The sequence below is a fragment of the Bradyrhizobium sp. LA2.1 genome (assembly GCF_040547725.1).
Lineage (GTDB): Bacteria > Pseudomonadota > Alphaproteobacteria > Rhizobiales > Xanthobacteraceae > Bradyrhizobium > Bradyrhizobium barranii.
Genome location: NZ_JBEPQI010000006.1, coordinates 90,560 through 111,359 on the forward strand (window position 1 = coordinate 90,560; position 20,800 = coordinate 111,359).

Here is a 20,800-nt window from a genome sequence, read left to right on the forward strand (position 1 = left end):
AGCGGCGAGGTGAAGCGGAGCGTCACGCCACGCGCCTGACCGCGTTCAGTCGCTCGATCGTGTGGCCGACCTCGGCTGCCGGGCACGGCCTGCCGAAATAATAGCCCTGGACTGCGGTGCAGCCGCATTCGCGGACGAAGTCGAGTTGCTCGATGGTCTCGACACCTTCCGCCGTGGTCTCGACGCCGAGCACGGAGCCGAGGCTGGCGATGGTGCGGACGATGGCGACGCTCTCCGGGCTTTCGCCGAGCGTGCCGACGAAGGAACGGTCGATCTTGATGCGGTCGAACGGAAACTTGCGCAAATAGCTCAGCGAGGAATAGCCGACGCCGAAATCGTCGAGGCTGACGCGCACGCCAAGAGCGCGGAGCTGGTGCAGGATCTCGATTGTCGCCTCGCTGTCGTCGAGCAGCGCTGTCTCGGTGACCTCGAGCTCGAGCCGCCGTGGCGGCAGGCCGGCTTCCGCAAGCGCGCTCGTGACCATCGCCACCAGTCCGCGCGAGCGGAACTGCACCGGCGACAAATTGACCGCGACGGTGACATCGGGCCAGGACGCCGCGGTCGCACAGGCCGTGCGCAGCACCCATTCGCCGATCGGGACGATCAGCCCGTTCTCTTCCGCGAGAGGAATGAATTCGGCCGGCGAGACCAAGCCGCGCGAGGGGTGTTTCCAGCGCAGCAGCGCCTCGAAACCGGTGAGCTCGGTGGTGTCGAGCCGCACCTGCGGCTGGAACACGAGGTGAAATTCGCGTGCCTCAAGCGCGCCACGCAGATCGTGCTCCAGCGCGTGCCGGCCGCGCGCCTGTTCCTCCATCTCGGGCTCGAACAGCTGGTAGGCGCCGCGCCCCTTGGCCTTGGCCTGGTACAGCGCAAGGTCGGCGCATTTCATTAGCTCGTCGGCATCGAGCCCGTGATCGGGCGCGATCGCGATGCCGACGGAAACGCCGACATGGATCGACTGGCTTTCCAGCGGCGGCGGGTGGCCGATGATCTCGACCAGGCGGCGGGCGAGCCGTTCCGCCGATTGCGGCTGCGGTCCGCGCTGGAGAACGGCGAACTCGTCGCCGCCGAGGCGGGCGACGGTGTCATGCTCGCCGACATTCTCCTTCAGTCGTGACGCGACCCAGCGCAGAAGCCGATCGCCGGCGGCGTGGCCGAGGCGGTCGTTGACCGTCTTGAAATTATCGAGGTCGAAGCACAGCACGGCCATCGCTCCGCCGGCGATCGCGACCTGGTTCAGTCCCTCGCCCATTTTCTCGCGGAACAGCGTGCGGTTGGGCAGGTCGGTGAGTGAATCGTGCTGCGCCATGTGCGCCACGCGGGCCTGGGCCTTGTGGCGCTCGGTGACGTCCTCATAGGTGACAACCCAGCCGCCGTGCTCCATCCGCTTGTGATTGAGCTTGATGATGCGGCCGTCGTTCAGGTGACGGTGCAGCGTGTGTTCGCCCTCGCGCAGCCTTTCGACATAGTCGGCATAGATCCTCGCGGCGGTCGTGTTCGGATGGATGCCGAGGTCGCAGCTATGCTCCATGATCTCGCGCATCGAGATGCCGGGCTTCACGATGTCGGGCGACAGCCCATACATCTCGATGTAGCGGCGATTGCAGACGATGACGCGCAGGCTCGCATCGAGCATGCACAGGCCCTGGCTCATGTTGTTCAGCGCCGCGTCGAAGCGGCGGTATTGCTCGCTCAGCTCTTCGATCGCGCGCTCGCGGTCGGTGATGTCCTCGTAGGTGGCGACGAAGCCGCCCTCGGGCAGCGCGCAGTAGCGCACCGAGATCACGGTGTCGTTCGACATGCGCCGGCGCATCGGCGAGGAATCGTGGTTCGCGATCCTCGCGCTGGCGGCTTCCAGCAGCTGTTGCGGACTGTATTCGGAAGTGAACGCCTCGTTCACCATCGACCGCTCGATCAGCTCGCCGAGATGCGTGCCAGGCCTGGTTTCCTCCGGCGACAGCCGATAGATCTTGCGGTAGGTGGTGTTGCAGACGCGCAGGCGCATGTCGCTGTCGTAGAAGGCGAGCCCGTGCGCCATGTTCTCCAGCGCCGCATCGAGGATGAAGTTCTGTTGCCGCAGCGCTTCTTCGTACTGCAGCCGCTCGGTGACGTCCTCATGCACCGTCACCCAGCCGCCGTCGGGCAGGAAGCGGGACACCGCCTGCACCATCCGGCCGTCATAGCGCATCACCAGCAGGGTCTTCGCCTTTCTGCTGCGCACATCCTCCAGCCTGGTGTCATGGAACTCGTCGGCCGACATGCCCGGCAGGTTGCCGCGCGACATCCAGTGTTCGATCACTGAGCAATGCGAGACGCCCGGCTTCACGATGTCGGGGTCGAGATTGTAGAGGTTCAGGAACCGCTCATTGCAGACGACGACACGGCTGTCGCCATCGTACATGATGAGGCCGTGCGACATGTTGGCGAGCGCGTGCTGGCTGCGCTCCGTCTGCACGCGTAATTCCGCCTCGAGCCGGGCGAGGCGGCTGACGTCATCGCAGATCGTCATCCAGCCGCCGCCGGGAAGCGGCTTCAGCTCGAGCGCCATGACGAGTCCGCTCGCGAGTGTCTGTTCGGTGCGGAACGGCTTCCCGCCTGCGATCTGCGCGATTCGCTTCGTATACAGCGCGTCGATCTCGTGTTGCGGAAAGTTGCCGCGCGCCGCGCTGTGTGCGAGCACCTCGCGGTAGCTCGTGCCGACATGCACGATGTCGGCCGACATGTCGAACAGCGACAGATAGCTCTGGTTGACCAGCACGATCCGGTTGTCGGCGTCGTAGACGCAGACGCCCTGCTCCATGTGATCGAGCGCAAGCTGGCTCAGCCCGACGAGGGCCTGCGGGCCCTCTGCGTGGCGTGCACCAAGCTCGTTATCGCGGATCGGCGTCATGGGATCGACGGGTCTCGGCGGGCAATGGACCTAACGCAACGTAATTCAGCCACTGAGCGTAACGAAGAGGCGGGAAAATTCCCTTAAGCGCGGTAGTTTACGGAGGGTGACTGGGGATGCGGAGCGGCGTGCGCCAAGCGCGCGAATGCCGAGATATCTGCAAGCCAGAGTTGGCCGTAAGCGCACGACAAACTCCGCTGTCGTCCCTGCGAACGCAGGGACCCATAACCCCAGGGAGAAGTTTGGCGAAGACTGATCCTGAATGGTCTTCCCGCGGTACCGGCGTCTGGGCTCACAGGTAGATCACGCGGTATGGGTCCCTGCGCCCGTGCGCAATTGCGCACTAGGCAGGGACGACAGCGGATGTTGGGCCCGACCTTACCCTACGGCCCGTACAGCACGAGTTCCGTGTCCGTGAGGTCGCCGAGCTGCGGCCGGTGCGGACCCTTGAAATACTTGCGCCCGCGCCGCTCGGTGTAGATGCCGGCGAGGCCGGGAATCGGGCCATTGGAATCGATCGCCACCGAGATCTTGCCGAGTCGCAGCAGCAGCCGGCCGATGCGGCCTGCGCAGGCGGCGTATTCGGCGGCGCTGCGGCAATAGATCAGCTTCATCGCGGGCGGTGCGATGAAGCCGCGGCGGATGCGCACCGGCTGCAGGATGAAGGGGAACGTCCCCTTCGGCGTGCGGCAGACCAGGCTGAGGCAATTGTAGCGGGCATGCCGCGTGAGGAGCTGCGTCTCGTCGTCGGTCAGCCCCTCGATCGCCTTGGCGTGCTGCGAGATGACCTCGATCTTGCTCCAGCGCGGAGGGCGCGCGAGGGCGGGCACGGAGAAGAAGATGCCGTGGCAATAGGCACGAAAGCCCTGCGTCTCGATGATCGGCCAGGTCCATGGCGCCGGGCTGATGTTGAGATAGGTGACATCCTTGTGCCGCTGCGCGATCTTGGTCAGCAGCGGGGCGTAGTTGCGGTAGGCCGGATCGACATACCAGCTCGACAAATTGCACTGGATGGCGGTCTCTTCTCCGTGCTTTCGCGCCGTGTAGATCAGCAGCAGCACGCCGACGGCCGCGCCGTCATTGTCGAGCATGTAGCCGAAGCGCGGATAGCCCTCCGGCACGGGCCGGAAGGCCTGCCGGCGCAGACCCTGAATCCAGTAGTTGCGCGAGCGGCCGACGAAGCCGCGCGTCAGCAGGTCCGCGACCGCATCGACGTCGGCTTCGGTGATCTCGCGGCATCGGACCTTGGTGTGGATCACGCTCGTTTTACCCGTGGAAATGGGAGGCCTCGTTCGCTCTATCGTTTCAGCACGATCTATTCGGAAAACCGCCCCGCACTTTTCCGGATCATGCTCTAGCGCCAGCCTTCACCATGGGCATCGGCCGTGGCTAACGGCTGCATGCCCGTGATCTCCCGCACCTTGGCGGGCCAGGCGGCGAGATCGGTGCCGTGGGTGTGGAACATGGCGACGGCCAGGCGGTCCATGCCGAAGGCGACGCAACCGGTGTGGGCCGGTTCGCCATTGGCGTCCTGGATGCCCCAGGTCGTGCCGAAATGCTCGCGGTGATAGTTGAAGCTCATGCAGGCGGTCGGCTGATCCTCCGAGCGGAGCGGGATCAGGAGCTCGAACTTGAGCTGCTGCTGCTTCTGGCTCACCGCCTTGATCTGGCCGACGCGGCCGAAGAAGGGGTCGCTGGCATAGTCGACGCGGAAGGTCAGGCCGAGGTCGCGGGCAATCGCCTGCGCGCGGACCATCCAGCGCTCGCGGAAATCGGCGACGTCGTCGGGGCTGCCGATGCAGACATATTCGCGCATCCGGAACGATTGCAGCCGGTCCAGATGTTTCGACGGCTCGCGGCGGAAGCAGTCGGCGGCGACGTCGAAGCGCAGGCCGCCCTTCGGCAAAGGCCCGCGGCTCGCCGCGATCGGATAGACCGGGTAGCAGGCGGCAGGCGACAGCACGAGGTCGGCCGGCGAGAGCGATGAAGTCCAGTCGCCGCCGGCATCGAAGCGGCTCACCGCCGCGTTGATCTCGCGTTCGGTGCCGTGCAGGCCGCAGACGCAGCCGAGCAGGTTCGGAAAGCTCTTGAGATAGCCGGATTTCTCGAGCTGGGCCCGGCTCATCACCGGCGGAAAGCGCATGACCTCGGTGCCGGCCTCGCGATGGCTCGTGATCAGGGCGGCGAGACGCTCGACGACGCCCTCATAGAGCGCGGTGCGGGCGTAGACGCCGTCCGAGCCCATGGGGTGGAACAGCTTGTCGGCGAGATGATCGAGCGGATCTGCGATTTGCGGCGCGGTCTCGGGCGAGTTGGGGAGAACAGCAATGTTCATGTTCGACTTCCTGCTATCTGAAATTGTTCTTTTTGGCCGAAAGGCACGTCAGTCGCGAAGGCTTTCTAGTCGCGAAGGCTTGCCGGAATGCCGCTCATCAGCGTCGACGTGGCGGCATTGGCGAGAATGCGGTCGTTGTTGATCATGATCGGCGAGGACAGCACGTCGCGCAGGTGGCGGCCCATGGTGAACTCGCCGTCGTTGCGGTAGCCGGAGAGGCCCGCGGTGCGCATCGCATGCATCACGGTCTCGACCGCGAGCTCGGAGGCCTGCACCTTCAACAGCGTGATCGAGGACTGGAAATCGAGCGAGCTCAGCGCGCGCTCGTCATGCTCGGCGCGGGCAAAGGTGTCGACATTGGCTGCGATCAGCGCGCGCAGCTTGGCCAGCGACATCTTCGCGGCCGTGAAATGCGCCGCGGCCGGCGGCATCTGGCCGCCCGAGGTGCGGGCCGCCTTGCGAACGAAAGCCTGCGCACGGGTCACGGCCGCAGCGGCGATGCCGGCCCAGGCCGAGGACCAGCACAGATGCGCGAACGGCGTCATGGTCTGGGCATGGATCTTGTCATAGGATTCCGGGAAGATGCGGTCGGCCGGGCAATCGACCTTCAGCTCGAAGCCGGTCGAGCAGGTGCCGCGCATGCCGAGCGTCTCCCAGCCCTGCGTCTGCTTCAGCGAATAATCGTCCTTGGCGAGCGCCAGCAGAACCTGGTCGGAGGCGGCGGCCTCGGTGGCGCGGCGGGCGATGGTAACGAGGCCGTCGGCCTCCGCACCGTAGGAGATCACGGTGGCGTCGCGCACCAGCGAGACTGCGTCGCCGGCGTGGTCGACTGCCGCAGCGCTGGCGCGAATGTTGCCGCCGTTCTGGCCTTCGGTGGTGGAGGAGGCGAGCAGCCACTGGTCGCGCGCGACCCGGCGCATCATCGTTTCCATCCAGGGGATGCCGTGGCCGTGCCTGATAACACAGGCGACCTTGGTCGTGTGCATCGCATAGATCATCGCGGTCGAGGCGCAGGCGCGCCCGAGCATGTAGCAGATGTCGGTGACGTCGTAGATCGAAGCGCCAAGGCCGCCGAACTCGACCGGGATCATGACGCCGAGCAGTTTCTGCTCACGCGCGACCTCGAAAGCCTTGTGGGGGAAGCGGGCGTCGCGATCGACCCCGTCCGCGTCGGCCGCCGCCGCAGTGGCGGTCCGGGTGGCGCGTTCAATGAGGGAGGGGCCGTGTTCGAGAAAGCTCGTTTGCGTTTCGTCGACAGTGAGGACTGCTTCACGCACGTTCATACTCGTCCGCCTCCGGTTTGCCGTTCAGGATCGCCGGCATCATTCGCGATGCCGTGCAAGCGATCCTCCGACCATTTTGCTTGTGAGACGAGGCTACGGATTTAATTCAAATTCGTCGATGAAATAGAGGGTAAACAAACCGCAATTCCCAACGAACAGTTAAGTTCGGGTTGTTTGCATCGCCGACAATTCCGCGATCGCGTTAGGGATCTGGAAGAACCCGGAATTCCAGACAATCTGAGTCATCGTTTACTAAGAAAGGCGAAGTAATGGTGGCGCCCATTGTGGGATCGGACCGTCGCGCCCATCGTAGCCGGCAACCGGTCCGACCGTTGAATAGACAGATGGGAATTTGCCGATGCAGGCCTTCGATACCGACGTGCGCGATCGCATCATCAAGCTGGTGAAGGGCATCCTCGAGCAGAACTCGCTCACCGCGGACATCACACCACAGGCGAAGCTCGTCGATGCGGGCCTGACCTCGATGGACATGGTCAATCTGATGCTCGGCGTCGAAGCCGAGTTCGACTTCACCATCCCGCAGTCCGAGATCACGCCCGAGAACTTCCAGTCGGTCGAGACGCTGGAGCGGATGGTCGCGACCCAGCTGCAGCTGGCGACGGCGGCTTAATTAGACGTACCTATCTCTCCCCGGGTCGTCCCTGCGAACGTCGGGGACGACACTGAGAGTGAGGCGAGCACTCCAGGCTCCTCACAGCACCGGCATCGCCCCACCGCCCCCGTTCCAAAACCGCCGCAAAACTGGCATAGCTTAACCATGTCGCACATGGCGAACGGGTGGAGCAGGCATGACGCAGGCGGTATTGGGCATCATCGGTGGCTCCGGCATCTACGATCTGCCGGGTCTCGAGGGCGCGCGCGAAGAAGTGATCAAGAGCCCCTGGGGCGAGCCGTCGGCCCCCCTGCGGCGCGGCTCCATTGCCGGCCTGCCGATCGTGTTCCTGCCGCGGCACGACAAGGGTCACCGGCTGTCGCCCTCCGACATCAATTATCGCGCCAATATCGATGTTCTGAAGCGGGCCGGCGTCACCGACCTGATCTCGCTGTCGGCCTGCGGCTCGTTCAGGGAGGAGCTGCCACCAGGCACCTTCGTTCTCGTCGACCAGTTCGTCGATCGCACCCACAAGCGCGAGAGTTCGTTCTTCGGCAGGGGCTGTGTCGCGCATGTGTCGATGGCGCATCCGGTCTCGCCGCGCCTGCGCATCCATCTTGCGGCGGCAGCTGAAGCCGAGGGCATCGCGTTTGCGCGCGGCGGCACGTATGTCTGCATGGAGGGGCCGCAATTCTCCACCTACGCGGAGAGCATGACCTACAAGACATCGGGCTATTCCGTGATCGGCATGACCAACATGCCCGAGGTAAAGCTCGCGCGTGAGGCCGAGATCTGCTACGCCACGGTCGCGATGGTGACGGATTTCGACTGCTGGCATCCCGACCACGACGCCGTCACCGTCCAGGACATCATCCGCGTGCTGACCTCGAACGCCGACAAGGCGAAGGCGCTGGTGGCGCGGCTCGCGAGGGACTTTCCGCGCGAGCACGAGCTGTGCCCGATCGGTTCGGACCGCGCGCTCGACACCGCGCTGATCACGGCGCCCGAGGCGCGCGATCCCGAGCTCTTGAAGAAGCTCGATGCGGTGGCCGGGCGCATCCTGCGGGCGTGATACGAAAGGCAGAATGCCATGAAGGTTGACGGCAAGAATTTCCGCAGCATTTGGCGCGAGCGCGATGGCTGGTCGGTCGGCGCGATCGACCAGCGCCGCCTGCCGCATGAGTTCGTCATCGCGAAGCTGACTTCATGCGAAGACGCTGCGGTCGCCATTCGCGACATGCTGGTGCGCGGCGCGCCGCTGATCGGTGCAACCGCGGCCTACGGCATGGCGCTGGCCATGCGCGAGGATTCCTCGGACGCTGGCCTCAAGCGTGCCTATGACACGCTGGTCGTGGCGCGGCCGACCGCGATCAATCTGAAATGGGCGCTGGACGAGATGCGCACGGCGCTCGCGTCGGTCGATCCGGTTGAACGCGCGGAGGCGGCCTATGCGCGCGCCGACGAGATCGTCGAGCAGGACGTCGAGATCAACCGCGGCATCGCCGGTAACGGCCTGAAGCTGATCGAGGCGATCGTCGCAAAGAAGAAGCCGGGCGAGACGGTCAACGTGCTGACCCATTGCAATGCCGGCTGGCTTGCCACCGTCGACTGGGGCACCGCAACGGCGCCGATCTATCTGGCGCATGAGCGCGGCATCAAAATCCATGTCTGGGTCGATGAGACCCGTCCGCGCAACCAGGGTGCCTCGCTCACCGCCTGGGAGCTCGGCCATCACGGCGTGCCGCACACCGTGATCCCCGACAACACCGGCGGACACCTGATGCAGCACGGCATGGTCGACCTCGCCATCGTCGGCACCGATCGCGTCGCCGCCAATGGCGATGTCTGCAACAAGATCGGCACATATCTGAAGGCGCTTGCAGCACACGACAACGGCGTGCCGTTCTACGTCGCGTTGCCGTCGCCGACGATCGATTTCGCCGTTGATGACGGCATCCGCGACATTCCGATCGAGCAGCGCAGCGGCACGGAGGTGACCGACATGACCGGCCGCACCGCGGACGGCCGGCTGGAGACGGTGCGCATCGTGCCGGAGGGCTCGCCGGTCGCGAATTACGCGTTCGACGTGACGCCGGCGCGGCTGGTCACTGGTCTCATCACGGAGCGCGGCGTGCTGAAGCCGGATCGAGCATCGCTGGCGGCTGCCTTTCCCGAGCGGATCGCCGCTGCGGCGGAGTAGTCAGCCTGCCAGGCGAGATGGCTCCACGCCGTCATTGCGAGCGCAGCGAAGCAATCCAGAATCCCTGCGCGGAAAGACTCTGGATTGCTTCGTCGCTTCGCTCCTCGCAATGACAGGCTAAACTAGCGCAGCTTCAGCCCCGTCGCCGCCTCGAGCTCGGCAATCGCCTGGGTCCCGCCGGTCACCTTGATCGTCGTCATGCCCATCTCGCGCGCCGGCTTCAAATTGACGCCGAGATCGTCGAGATAGACGCACTTCTTCGGGTCGACCTTCAGTGTCTCCACCATCAGCTGGTAGATGCGCGGGTCGGGCTTGCGGAGGCCGATCTTGGCGGATTCGATGACGTGGTCGAACAGAACCATCACCTCGGCGATGTAGAGTGAGCGCCCGGTCATGCTGCCGATCGCGTTGGCGGGCAGATTGTTGGTGATGCAGCCGGTCTTGAATCGCGCCTTGATGCGCTTCAGGGCCTCGACCATCTCGGGACGCAGATCGCCCTGAAGCAGCGGCAGCACGTCGCGGCCGCGCACCTCTGCGCCGAGCGCGCGCGATTCTTCGGCGAAGAGCTTGTCGAAGGTGTCGATATCGACCTCGGCCCGCTCGAACTTGGCCCAGGCGTTTTCCAGATGATTGGCGGCGTTGGTGCGCCGGATGATGTCGACGGGGAGACCGCGCTCGGTCTCGTACCGCGCGAACGCCTCGAATGGCGAGCTCGTCAGCACGCCGCCAAAATCAAAGATCACAGCCTCGATCGTCAAGATCCCGCCCTCGTCAATTCCTTTCCAAGAGCGCTAGCATGCGCTATCGGCAAGGGCCAGTCCGAAGCAATCCCGCCGTCACCGATGCTGACGCCAAAGCGTGTTCCCATGAAGAAGCTTGCAACCCTCATCGCAGCCGCGCTGCTGCTCGCCACGCCCGCACACGCCATCGTCGGCGGCGGCACGCCGCAGGCCGATGGTGTCGCGCGCGCGGTCGTCACCATCGTTGGCTCGCGTGGCAATTTCTGCACCGGCAGTCTGATCGCTCCGAAGGTCGTGCTGACGGTTGCCCACTGCGTGCAGCCCGGCGCGGACTACAAGATCGTCGATCGCGGCGCTGACGGTGCGCCGCAATTGCTGAACGTGCGCACCGTCGCGATCCATCCGAACTTCAACATGCAGGCAATGCAGGCGCATCGCGCCACCGCGGACGTGGCATTGTTGCAACTGGAAATTCCACTCAAGGGAAAATCGACGGTGTCGGTCGGTGCGCCGACCATTCCAATCCAGGTCGGCAGCCGCTTCGTCATCGCCGGTATCGGCGTCACCGTGCGTGGCGACGGCAAGAGCGGCGGCGCGACGCGCGTTGCCGGGCTCGTGGCCACGGGCCAGCCCGGCACGTTCCAGATCCGGCTGGTCGATCCCGTAACCAACGGTGTTCGCGACGGAATTGGCGCCTGCACCGGCGATTCCGGCGGTCCGGTGTTCGAGGACAAGCCGAACGGCCCGGTGCTTGTCGGCGTCATCAGCTGGTCCACGGGGCCGAACGGCGCCGCCGGCTGCGGCGGATTGACCGGCGTCACGCCGCTCACGCTCTATCGCGACTGGATTTTGCAGACCGCGCGGAGCTGGGGTGCGGCGTTATAGTTTGACCGCGAATTGATCTGTGTCATTTTGAAGTGGAAGCGCGATGGGCGACCATGCCCGTCGCGGAGGAAACGCGCCGTCCGGTCAAGGGCGGCCACAAAAACAAGCAAGGCATAGAAGCAACAATGAATGTCGCTGTCCGCAGTCACGCCACAACCAAGCAGGCCTCTGAACATTTCGACGTGCTGATCGTCGGTGCCGGCATCTCCGGCATCGGCAGCGCCTATCACATCGAAAAGCAGCTTCCCGGCACGAGCTACGTCATCCTGGAAACGCAGGCGACGTTCGGCGGCACCTGGAGCACGCATCGCTATCCCGGCATTCGTTCGGACAGCGATCTCCATACCTTCGGTTACAGCTTCAAGCCCTGGGTCGGCCCGCCGATCGCGACCGCCGAGGAAATCCTCACCTACATGAACGAGGTGATCGAAGACAACGATATCGCCCCGCACATCCGCTACAAGCACCAGATCAATTCCGCGAGCTGGTCGAGCGAGCAAAATCTCTGGACCATCGAGGCGACGACGACCGACACCGGCGAGGCGAAAACGTTCACCGCCAACTTCCTCTGGATGTGCCAGGGCTATTATCGCCATTCCGAAGGCTACACGCCGGAATGGAAGGGCATGGACCGCTTCAAGGGCCGCATCGTCCATCCGCAGAGCTGGCCCGACGATATCGAGCTCGCGAACAAGAAGGTCGTCGTGATCGGCTCGGGCGCGACCGCGGCGACGCTGGTGCCGAACATCGCCGACGCCTGCGCGCATGTCACCATGCTGCAGCGCTCGCCGACCTATTTCCGGCTCGGCCGCAACGCGATCGAGATCGCCGAGGAGCTGCGCCGGCTTCAGGTCGACGAGGAGTGGATCCACGAGATCGTCCGCCGCAAAATATTGTTCGAGCAGGATGCTTTCACAAAGCTCTGCATTGCCAAGCCGGAGCAGGTGAAAAAGGATCTGATCGGCCAGATCCGCGCGGTTCTCGGTCCGGACTACGACGTCGAAACGCATTTCACGCCGACCTACCGGCCGTGGCGGCAGCGTATCGCCTTTGTGCCCGATGCCGATCTGTTCAAGGGCATCGCCAGCGGCAAGGCCTCCGTCGTCACCGACGAGATCGAATGTTTCGTCGAGAACGGCATCCAGCTCAAGTCCGGCAAGCTGCTGGAAGCCGACGTCGTCGTCACCGCAACCGGCTTCAATCTTGCGGCGCTCGGTGACATCGCCTTCGAGATCGACGGCAAGCCGCTCGCCTTCGGCGACACCGTGACCTATCGCGGCATGATGTTCACGGGCGTGCCGAACATGGTCTGGGTGTTCGGCTATTTCCGTGCGAGCTGGACGCTGCGCGTCGACGTCGTCGCCGATTTCGTCTGCCGGCTGCTCGGCCACATGAAGGCCAAGGGCACGAAGAAGGTCGAGGTCAGGCTGCGGCCTGAGGACCACAACATGCCGATCCTGCCCTGGATCGATCCGGAAAACTTCAACCCCGGCTACATCATGCGCAACATGGACCTGCTCCCCAAGCGCGGCGACAAGCCGGAATGGCAGCACAGCCAGGATTACTGGACCGAGAAGGACGAGATCCCGAAGACGGATCTGGATGACGGGGCGTTTGTTTACGGATGACGGCGCCGTCGGCGTGAGGGGCGGGGATTCTCGCCACACTCTCACTCGCCACACTCTCAACTGTCGTCCCGGGGCGCGAAGCGAGCCCGGGACCCATACTCCCGGGCAGCGGTTATAGGGCTGGCTGGTCACTCCGAGTCTTCGCCAAACCACTTCCTGTGGTTATGGGTCCCGGGCTCGCTTCGCGCCCCGGGACGACACTGTCGGTTGGGTGAACTGCGTCTCAACTCGCTTGCAGTATCGCTACGAATTCCTTCGCGTCGCATTCGTTGCAATCGCCGCCGCCGCGGTCCGGTTCTCCACGCCGAGCTTGGCGTAGATCTGCTCCAGGTGCTTGTCCACGGTGCGCGGGCTCAAGCCCAGAATCTGCGCGATGTCGCGGTTGGTCTTGCCCTTGCTGAGCCAGGCCAGCACTTCGCCCTCGCGGGTGGTGAGGCCGAGCTCGCTGGTGAATTCGGGCGGCAGCGCAGTGCCGGACTCCTTGGACAGCCGCAGCAGGAACTCGTTCGGCGCGGTTTCGCCCATGTAGTAGAGCCGCAGTTGCGGATTGTCGGGCAGGGGAGCCGCCTGCGACTTCGCGCTGCCCTTGTCCTTCGCCTGCTCCAGCCATTGCAGCAGTGATGGCGGCAGGACGAAGTCGTCGGTCTGCGCGCCATGATGATCGGCCAGCAGTTTTTGCGCCTGCGGGGTGGCCCAAAGGATGTGGCCCTGGCGGTTGACCGCGAACAGGAAGCGGCCGGAGACGTCGAGCGCGGCGCGCGCGCTCTGGGTCAGGCGGGCGTTGCCGAGATGGACACGGATGCGCGCCAGCATCTCCTCGATCACAATCGGTTTTGTCACGTAGTCGACGCCGCCGGCCTCCAGCCCACGCACGATGTGCTCGGTCTCGGCGAGGCCCGTCATGAAGATCACGGGCACGTTGGCAACGCCCGCATCGCGCTTGAGCCGGCGGCAGGTCTCGAATCCGTCCATGCCGGGCATCACGGCGTCCAGCAGCACGATGTCGGGCGTGATCTGGTCGACGATGCGCATCGCGGCCGCGCCGTCGAGCGCCACCATCACCGTCATCCCGGCGCCGTCGAGCGCGTCGGTGAGCAGCCGCAGCGTCTCCGGGGAGTCATCGACAACGAGCGCGACATCGCGCTTCCTCGACTCAATGCTCATGCGCATGCAACGTCTTCAATGTGGCCATGTACCGGTCGAGATCGAAGCGGTCGACCAGCGACCGCATTTCCGCGACGAAGTCGGCATGCTCGGGGTGCTCGCTGCCGATCTCGTCCAGCTTCAACTGGATGCCCTTGACGTAGCCGATCTGGCCCAGCCCCATCAGCGCCTCGATGTGCCGCACCGGTGGCCTTGATCCGCTCTCGAGCCGCCAGAACGGCACCGCGATCTGGTCCGCGCCGTACTGCCATTCGATCTTCAGGAGCTGACGGATCGTCTCCAGCAGCCGCGGGATGTCGATCGGCTTCATCAGATAGCCGTCGTGGAAGGGCTGTGCCAGCGGCGTGCCGTGAGCCTCCAGCGCGCTCGCCGACACCATCAGGATGCGCGCCTGGTGATGGCCGCTCGCGCGTAAGGCCTCCGCGACGGCCCAGCCGTCCATGGCAGGCATCGAGATGTCGAGCAGGAACAGGTCGGGCCGGCAATGCTGCGCCAGCGCGAGGCATGCTGGCCCATCGGGTGCACTGAGCAGGATGAAGCCGAGCGGCGCCAGCACCTCGCGCAGGAGGTCGCGATGCACGGGGTCGTCGTCGGTGATGAGGATGGTCTTGCGTGCGCCCCGATAGCCGGAGACCGGCGCCTCCACCGGCGCGATGCGCAGCGGATTGGCGACTTCCGACAGCAGGATCTTGACCTTGAAGGTGCTCCCGGCGCCAACCGTGCTCAGGACCTTGATGTCGCCGCCCATGACGCCGGCGAGCAGCCGGCTGATGGTCAGGCCCAGCCCGGTGCCGGTCTGAGGCTGCGAGACGCCGAGCGCGCCACGCTCGAAGGGTGCAAAGATGCGTTCGAGGTCGTCGCCCTGGATGCCGGGGCCGGTGTCGATCACTTCGAACTCGGCAACGGGGCTGCGATAGTGCACGACGAACTGCACGCTGCCGGTCTGGGTGAACTTGATCGCGTTGGAGAGCAGGTTGATCAGCACCTGGCGCAGCCGCTTCTCGTCGGCATAGACCACGACCGGTAAATGCGCGGGCCGCCTGAACACGAAGTCGATGCCCTTGGCGGCCGCCTGGAGACGGAACATGCCGACGAGCTGGTCGAGGAAATCGCTCAGCCGCACCTCGTCGCGCGACAGATACAGCCGCCCCGCCTCGATCTTGGAAATATCCAGGATGCCGTCGATCAGGCCGGAGAGGTGATCGGCGCTGCGACGGACGACGCGGACCTGGTCGCGCGGCTTGGTGTTGAGCGTCGCGTCCTGCTCCAGGAGCTGGGCATAGCCGCTGATCGCGTTCAGCGGCGAGCGCAGCTCGTGGCTCAGCCCCACCACGTAGCGGCTCTTGGCGAGGTTGGCGGATTCGGCGACCTCCTTGGCGCGCTGAAGCTCGGCGTCGGTGCGCTTGTGCGCGTCGATCTCCTGAATCAGCAGCGTCGTCTGCCGCCGTGTCTCGGCCTCGGCGGCACGGCGGCTCTGCTGCGCCAGCACGAACAGCCAGGCCACCACGCCGATGATGATGCTGAGCGAGAAGAACACCTTCCAGAGCACGTTCGAGACGAGCAAATTCTCGCCGGGCACGCTCGCCGAGGTCTGGAGATAAATCAGTCCCAGCACCAGCGCGACGAGGCCGGCGGAGACCACGAACACGCCGATATAGTGGCCAAACTGCGAGTTGATCCGCCGGTAGATCGGTTCGGGAAGAATCTTGCCGAGCGCTTCGGCGAACTGCACCTGCGCCCGCGCATGCGGCTTGCAGAGGTCGTGACAGCGTGCATCGAGCGAGCAGCACAGCGAGCAGATCGGGCCGGCGTAAGCGGGGCAGGACGTCATATCCTCCGGCTCGAAACTGTGCTCGCAGATACAGCACTGGATCGACTCGATATTGGCCCAGCTCTTCTTCGGCTTGCGCGCGATATAGTATTTTCCGTCGGTGAGCCAGGCGATGACGGGCGCGGTGACGAAGGCGACCGTCAGCGCGACGAAGGCTGCGAGCGACTTCATGGTCGGGCCGAACAGGCCATAGAACGCCGCGATCGAGACGATGGTCGCGATCGTCATGGCGCCGACGCCGACCGGATTGATGTCGTAGAGATGGGCGCGCTTGAACTCCATCTGCTGCGGGCGCAGGCCGAGCGGCTTGTTGACGACGAGATCGGCGACGAGCGCGCCGACCCACGCGATCGCGACGTTGGAATAGAGCGCCAGCGTCTGCTCCAGCGCCTTGTAGACGCCGATCTCCATCAACAGCAGCGCCACCATCACGTTGAACACCAGCCAGACCACCCGGCCGGGATGGCTGTGCGTCAGACGCGAGAAGAAGTTCGACCAGGCGATCGAGCCGGCATAGGCATTGGTGACGTTGATCTTGAGCTGCGACAGGATCACGAACATGCCGGTGAGCGCCAGCGCCAGATCCGGCTGCGACAGCACGTAGCGAAACGCTTCGAGATACATGTGCGCGGGCTCGGCCGCCAGCTCGCCCGAGAGGCCGTGGCTTAGCGCAAAGAAGGCGAGAAACGAGCCCAGCAACAATTTCAGTGCGCCGAAGATGATCCAGCCCGGGCCCGCGATCAGCAGGGCGATCCACCACGACGTTCGCGACGTGCGGCGGTCGCGCGGCAGAAACCGGAGGAAGTCGACCTGCTCGCCGATCTGCGCCACCAGCGAGAACACCACCGAGGATGCGACACCGAACAGCAGCAGATCGAAATGTCCGCTCGGGTCGCCGTGCTCGCCGGCGAACTTGCGCCACTCCGTGAACGAGTAGGGGTTGGCCCAGGCGATCGCGGCGAAGGGCAGGATGTGCAGGATGATCCAGATCGGCTGCGTCCAGAGCTGGAAGCGGCTGATCAGCGTGATGCCGTAGGTCACGAGCGGAATGATCGCCACCGCGCTGATGAGGTAGCCGATCGGGCGCGGAATGCCGAAGCACATCTCCAGCGCCGTTGCCAGGATCACCGCCTCGATGGCGAAGAAGATGAAGGTGAAGGAGGCGTAGATCAGCGAGGTGACGGTCGAGCCGATATAGCCGAAGCCGGCGCCGCGGGTGAGCAGGTCAATGTCGATGCCGCATTTGGCTGCGTAATAGGCAATCGGCACGCCGCAGAAGAAGATGATGATGGAGACGACGAGGATCGCGGCGCTGGCGTTGGTGACGCCGTAGTTCAGCGTGATGGTGCCGCCGATCGCTTCCAGCGCCAGGAAGGAGATGGCGCCGAGTGCAGTGTTGGCGACACGGGCGGCAGACCAGCGACGCGCGCTCTTGGCGGTGAAGCGCAGCGCGTAGTCTTCCAGCGTCTGGTTGGCGACCCACTGGTTGTACTGGCGCCTGACGCGGTCTATTCGCTGCCGCCCTGCCACTCGTTACCCCACTCTCGATACGGACCCGGACGCCTCGCAAATTCCGTACCAAAAGCCTACGTCGGTATTTTGCGGTGCAGTATACGCGATCTTGCGTATGCTTGCGCTGCACAAATTCGAGCCATCCTCACGGCACCAATCGCGTGTCCTCGAACAAAAGTGGGGTGCTCATGTCAGACGAAGCAAACAAGGGTCTGTTGTCGCCGCTCCGGCGTAAACTATTGATGGGAATGGCCGCCGTGCCGGCCATCACGATGCTGCCGAGGGCGTCCTTTGCGCAGGCCCCGGCGACCTCGGCGGTCAACACCACGGGCCTCGCGGTCACCGACACCGAGGTCACGGTCGGCATCCTGCACTCGGCGACCGGCACCATGGCCATCTCCGAGACCGGCTCGATTGAAGCCGAAAAGCTCGCTATCGAGCAGATCAACGCCATGGGCGGCGTGCTCGGGCGCAAGATCAAGTTCATCCAGGAAGACGGCGCCAGCGACTGGCCGACCTTTGCGGAAAAGGCCAAGAAGCTGCTCGTCAACGACAAGGTCGCGGCGATCATGGGCTGCTGGACCTCCGCATCCCGCAAGGCCGTGCTGCCGGTTATGGAGCAATACAACGGCATGCTCTACTACCCGACCTTCTATGAAGGCCTCGAGCAGTCCAAGAACGTGATCTACACCGGCCAGGAAGCGACCCAGCAGATTCTCGCCGGCCTGAACTGGATCGCCAAGGAAAAGGGCGCCAAGTCGTTCTTCTTCATCGGCTCCGACTACATCTGGCCGCGCACCTCGAACAAGATCGCGCGCAAGCACGTCGAGAACGTGCTGAAGGGCAAGGTCGTCGGCGAGGAGTATTATCCGCTCGGTAACACCCAGTTCAATTCGGTCATCAACAAGATCAAGCTGACCAAGCCCGACGTGATCTTCACCGACGTCGTCGGCGGCTCGAACGTCGCGTTCTACAAGCAGCTCAAGGCCGCCGGCATCGACCTCTCCAAGCAGGCGCTGCTGACGATCTCGGTGACCGAAGACGAGATCGACGGCATCGGCGGCGAGAACATCGCGGGCGCCTATGCCTGCATGAAGTACTTCCAGTCGCTCGATAATCCCAACAACAAGACCTTCGTGCCCGCGTTCAAGAAGATGTGGGGCGAGAAGACCGTGATCGGAGACGTCACCCAGGCTGCCTATCTCGGCCCGTGGCTGTGGAAGTTGACGGTGGAGAAGGCGGGCTCCTTCGACGTCGACAAGATCGCGGCGGCATCGCCCGGCGTCGAGTTCAAGGGTGCGCCGGAAGGCTATGTCCGCATCCACGAAAACCATCACCTCTGGTCGAAGACCCGGGTGGGGCGCGCCAAGCTCGATGGTCAGTTCGAGCTGATCTACGAGACCGCCGATCTCGTCGAGCCGGATCCGTTCCCCAAGGGTTACCAGTAAGTCGCGACGTCGCTCGCGCCTTTCCTCAACACCAAGCCTCTCCCTGGCGTGGACAGCAAATCCACGCCCAAGACCCCCGCGTCGCGAACCTGCTCGCGACGCGGGACCTTATCCCTGACGGAGGACATCGATGTTCGGCGACTATTCGCTTGGTGATCTTGGCTCCATCTTCGTCATGCAGGGGTTTGCAGGACTGATCCTGTTCTCAGTCTACGTCCTGATGGCGCTTGGGCTTGCGATCATCTTCGGCCAGATGGGCGTCATCAACATGGCCCATGGCGAGTTCATGATCCTCGGGGCCTACGTCACCTGGATGACCTCGAATTTCTTCCAGGCCTATCTGCCGAGCCTGTTCAGCGGCTACTTCTTCCTGGCGATGATCCTGGCCTTCGTCGCATCCGGCGCGCTGGGAATGCTGGTGGAGTGGGTGCTGATACGGCATCTCTACAAGCGCCCGCTCGATACGTTGCTTGCGACCTGGGGCCTCAGCCTGATGCTGCAGCAGGCCTATCGTTCCGTGTTCGGCGCGCGCGAGGTCGGCGTCGAGCTGCCGCAATGGATGCTCGGCTCGCTGCACGTCACCGACAGCATCGAGGTGCCGATCAACGGCGTCTTCGTGATGTGCCTCACTTTGCTGATCACCATCGGCGTCGCCTATGTCATGTACAAGTCGCGCTGGGGCCGCCAGGTCCGCGCCGTCGTGCAGAACCGCATCATGGCCGGAGCCGTCGGCATCAACACCGAAAAGGTCGATCGCTACACCTTCGGTCTCGGTTGCGGCATCGCCGGTGTCGCCGGCAGCGCCTTTACGATGATTGGCTCCACCGGGCCAACCTCCGGACAGCTCTACATCGTCGATACGTTCCTGGTGGTCGTGTTCGGCGGCGCCGCCAGTTTGATCGGCACCATCGCCTCGGCCTTCTCGATCTCGCAGACGCAATCGACCCTCGAGTTCTTCATGTCGGGCTCGATGGCGAAAGTGCTGACGCTGCTCGCGGTTGTCGGAATCCTGATGCTGCGGCCGCAAGGGCTGTTCGCCCTCAAGGTCCGCAAGTGAGAAACTGGGGCTGATGCAATGACCGACAATCGTTTCTTCAATCGATCGGAGTTCATCGGAATTCTGGTGCTCGCGGTCTTCCTGGTGGTGGTCCTGCCGCTCACACTTGATGTCTTCAGGCTCAATCTGGTCGCGAAATACCTGACCTATGCCTTCGTCGCGCTGGGGCTGGTGATCTGCTGGGGCTACGGCGGCATTCTCAGCCTCGGTCAGGGCGTGTTCTTCGGGCTCGGCGGCTACTGCATGGCGATGTTCCTCAAGCTCGAGGCATCGAGCGTGGAGAACACCAAGATCCAGTCGACGCCCGGCATTCCCGATTTCATGGACTGGAATCAGATCACTGCGCTGCCGCTGTTCTGGAAGCCATTCAGCAGCCTCACCTTCACGATCGCCGCCATCATTCTCGTGCCTGGCATCTTCGCTCTCATCATTGGCACCGCGATGTTCAAGCGCCGGGTCGGCGGCACCTACTTCGCCATCATCACCCAGGCGGTCGCGGCCATCCTCACGATCCTGATCGTGGGACAGCAGGGCTATACCGGTGGCATCAACGGCATGACCGACCTGCGGACGCTCAAAGGCTGGGACATCCGGCCCGACCACGCCAAGATCGTGCTGTACTTCTTCGAAGTGGGGCTGCTGTTCGCCTGCATCATGATCGCGCAGTTCGTCCGGCACTCCAAGCTCGGGCGTATCCTGGTCGCGATGCGCGAGAAGGAGGATCGGGTCCGCTTCTCCGGCTATAGCGTGGCGAACTTCAAGATCTTCGCCTTCTGCATCGCCGCCGTGTTCGCCGCGATCGGCGGCGCCATGTTCGCGCTCAATGTCGGCTTCATGTCGCCGTCCTTCGTCGGCATCGTGCCGTCGATCGAAATGGTGATCTACACGGCGGTCGGCGGCCGGCTGTCGATCCTCGGCGCGGTCTACGGCACGCTGCTGGTCAACTTCGCCAAGACCAGCCTGTCGGAAACCTTTCCCGAATTGTGGCTGTTTGGCCTCGGCGGATTGTTCATCGCCGTGGTGCTGGCCTTCCCGAACGGTCTCGCCGGGATCTGGGGCGACTACGTGCAGCCGCGCATCGATCGCCTGATCTCGTCGCGCAAACCGAAACCTGAAGGGTGGACCGACAGCTCGGTCGCCGACGGCGCCCCTGCGGAGTGAGGAGATCATCATGCTCGTAGGTCACCACGATGCCGATGCCACGCTGGCAGTGA

General features: G+C 64.2%; 15 protein-coding genes. 8 read left to right on the top strand and 7 right to left on the bottom strand.

Annotated features, from left to right (window positions below; genetic code table 11):
* Nucleotides 1-22: 22 nt before the first annotated feature.
* The 4 genes from ABIB95_RS13145 to ABIB95_RS13160 form a co-directional block, all read right to left on the bottom strand.
* Entirely contained in the window at nucleotides 23-2,890 is a 2,868-nt protein-coding gene (locus ABIB95_RS13145) for a PAS-domain containing protein (protein WP_354239842.1), read from the bottom strand.
* 383 nt (nucleotides 2,891-3,273) lie between these two features.
* Nucleotides 3,274-4,149, bottom strand: a complete 876-nt coding sequence (locus tag ABIB95_RS13150; RefSeq protein WP_354239844.1) for a GNAT family N-acetyltransferase — start codon at nucleotides 4,147-4,149, stop codon at nucleotides 3,274-3,276.
* A 95-nt stretch (nucleotides 4,150-4,244) separates the two neighbouring features.
* Nucleotides 4,245-5,225, bottom strand: coding sequence for an amino acid--[acyl-carrier-protein] ligase (locus ABIB95_RS13155; protein WP_354239846.1), 981 nt, complete (start codon nucleotides 5,223-5,225; stop codon nucleotides 4,245-4,247).
* Nucleotides 5,226-5,290: 65 nt separating this feature from the next.
* Nucleotides 5,291-6,508, bottom strand: a complete 1,218-nt coding sequence (locus ABIB95_RS13160) for an acyl-CoA dehydrogenase family protein (protein ID WP_354239848.1) — start codon at nucleotides 6,506-6,508, stop codon at nucleotides 5,291-5,293.
* A 358-nt stretch (nucleotides 6,509-6,866) separates the two neighbouring features.
* Here ABIB95_RS13160 and ABIB95_RS13165 point away from each other — a divergent pair, with 358 nt between their 5' ends.
* The 3 genes from ABIB95_RS13165 to mtnA all read left to right on the top strand — a co-directional run bounded on the left by ABIB95_RS13165 (nucleotide 6,867) and on the right by mtnA (nucleotide 9,321).
* Nucleotides 6,867-7,139 carry a phosphopantetheine-binding protein gene (locus ABIB95_RS13165; protein WP_354239850.1) on the top strand — a complete coding sequence of 91 codons (273 nt, stop codon included), beginning with the start codon at nucleotides 6,867-6,869 and terminating at the stop codon, nucleotides 7,137-7,139.
* Nucleotides 7,140-7,317: 178 nt separating this feature from the next.
* Nucleotides 7,318-8,193, top strand: coding sequence for an S-methyl-5'-thioadenosine phosphorylase (locus ABIB95_RS13170; protein WP_354239852.1), 876 nt, complete (start codon nucleotides 7,318-7,320; stop codon nucleotides 8,191-8,193).
* An 18-nt stretch (nucleotides 8,194-8,211) separates the two neighbouring features.
* Nucleotides 8,212-9,321: an S-methyl-5-thioribose-1-phosphate isomerase gene (gene mtnA / locus ABIB95_RS13175; RefSeq protein WP_354239854.1), complete on the top strand. Its 1,110-nt coding sequence runs from the start codon at nucleotides 8,212-8,214 to the stop codon at nucleotides 9,319-9,321.
* Between the two features lie 122 nt (nucleotides 9,322-9,443).
* Here the strand turns inward: mtnA and ABIB95_RS13180 are convergent, their stop codons facing one another.
* A complete protein-coding gene (locus ABIB95_RS13180; RefSeq protein WP_354239856.1) occupies nucleotides 9,444-10,079 on the bottom strand; it encodes an HAD-IA family hydrolase in 636 nt (211 codons plus the stop codon).
* Nucleotides 10,080-10,187: 108 nt separating this feature from the next.
* Here ABIB95_RS13180 and ABIB95_RS13185 point away from each other — a divergent pair, with 108 nt between their 5' ends.
* Both ABIB95_RS13185 and ABIB95_RS13190 read left to right on the top strand, forming a co-directional pair.
* The gene (locus ABIB95_RS13185) at nucleotides 10,188-10,946 is read left to right on the top strand and encodes a S1 family peptidase (protein WP_063980005.1); all 759 of its coding nucleotides are present in this window, start codon (nucleotides 10,188-10,190) and stop codon (nucleotides 10,944-10,946) included.
* A 125-nt stretch (nucleotides 10,947-11,071) separates the two neighbouring features.
* Complete coding sequence (locus ABIB95_RS13190; protein ID WP_354239861.1) at nucleotides 11,072-12,574, top strand: flavin-containing monooxygenase; 1,503 nt, start codon at nucleotides 11,072-11,074, stop codon at nucleotides 12,572-12,574.
* Nucleotides 12,575-12,817: 243 nt separating this feature from the next.
* Here ABIB95_RS13190 and ABIB95_RS13195 read toward each other — a convergent pair whose 3' ends face one another.
* On the bottom strand, nucleotides 12,818-13,744 hold the full coding sequence (locus ABIB95_RS13195) for a response regulator (RefSeq protein ID WP_354239863.1): 927 nt from the start codon (nucleotides 13,742-13,744) through the stop codon (nucleotides 12,818-12,820).
* Nucleotides 13,728-17,099, bottom strand: a complete 3,372-nt coding sequence (locus ABIB95_RS13200) for a hybrid sensor histidine kinase/response regulator (protein WP_354239865.1) — start codon at nucleotides 17,097-17,099, stop codon at nucleotides 13,728-13,730. The genes ABIB95_RS13195 and ABIB95_RS13200 overlap by 17 nt, the downstream gene beginning before the upstream one ends.
* A 170-nt stretch (nucleotides 17,100-17,269) precedes the next feature.
* Here ABIB95_RS13200 and urtA point away from each other — a divergent pair, with 170 nt between their 5' ends.
* The 3 genes from urtA (at nucleotide 17,270) to urtC (ending at nucleotide 20,747) form a co-directional block, all read left to right on the top strand.
* Entirely contained in the window at nucleotides 17,270-18,529 is a 1,260-nt protein-coding gene (gene urtA / locus ABIB95_RS13205; protein ID WP_028149118.1) for an urea ABC transporter substrate-binding protein, read from the top strand.
* Nucleotides 18,530-18,659: 130 nt separating this feature from the next.
* Nucleotides 18,660-19,586 (top strand): urea ABC transporter permease subunit UrtB, encoded by a 927-nt coding sequence (gene urtB / locus ABIB95_RS13210; protein ID WP_085404025.1) that lies wholly within the window; start codon nucleotides 18,660-18,662, stop codon nucleotides 19,584-19,586.
* Nucleotides 19,587-19,604: 18 nt separating this feature from the next.
* Complete coding sequence (gene urtC / locus ABIB95_RS13215) at nucleotides 19,605-20,747, top strand: urea ABC transporter permease subunit UrtC (protein ID WP_014491163.1); 1,143 nt, start codon at nucleotides 19,605-19,607, stop codon at nucleotides 20,745-20,747.
* Nucleotides 20,748-20,800 lie beyond the last annotated feature (53 nt).

Coding starts and splice junctions, on each gene's coding strand:
- ABIB95_RS13145 (WP_354239842.1), bottom strand. CDS start 2,890: ATGACGCCGATCCGCGATAACGAGCTTGGTGCACGCCACGCAGAGGGC.
- ABIB95_RS13155 (WP_354239846.1), bottom strand. CDS start 5,225: ATGAACATTGCTGTTCTCCCCAACTCGCCCGAGACCGCGCCGCAAATC.
- ABIB95_RS13160 (WP_354239848.1), bottom strand. CDS start 6,508: ATGAACGTGCGTGAAGCAGTCCTCACTGTCGACGAAACGCAAACGAGC.
- ABIB95_RS13165 (WP_354239850.1), top strand. CDS start 6,867: ATGCAGGCCTTCGATACCGACGTGCGCGATCGCATCATCAAGCTGGTG.
- ABIB95_RS13170 (WP_354239852.1), top strand. CDS start 7,318: ATGACGCAGGCGGTATTGGGCATCATCGGTGGCTCCGGCATCTACGAT.
- mtnA (WP_354239854.1), top strand. CDS start 8,212: ATGAAGGTTGACGGCAAGAATTTCCGCAGCATTTGGCGCGAGCGCGAT.
- ABIB95_RS13185 (WP_063980005.1), top strand. CDS start 10,188: ATGAAGAAGCTTGCAACCCTCATCGCAGCCGCGCTGCTGCTCGCCACG.
- ABIB95_RS13190 (WP_354239861.1), top strand. CDS start 11,072: ATGAATGTCGCTGTCCGCAGTCACGCCACAACCAAGCAGGCCTCTGAA.
- ABIB95_RS13195 (WP_354239863.1), bottom strand. CDS start 13,744: ATGCGCATGAGCATTGAGTCGAGGAAGCGCGATGTCGCGCTCGTTGTC.
- urtA (WP_028149118.1), top strand. CDS start 17,270: ATGTCAGACGAAGCAAACAAGGGTCTGTTGTCGCCGCTCCGGCGTAAA.
- urtB (WP_085404025.1), top strand. CDS start 18,660: ATGTTCGGCGACTATTCGCTTGGTGATCTTGGCTCCATCTTCGTCATG.
- urtC (WP_014491163.1), top strand. CDS start 19,605: ATGACCGACAATCGTTTCTTCAATCGATCGGAGTTCATCGGAATTCTG.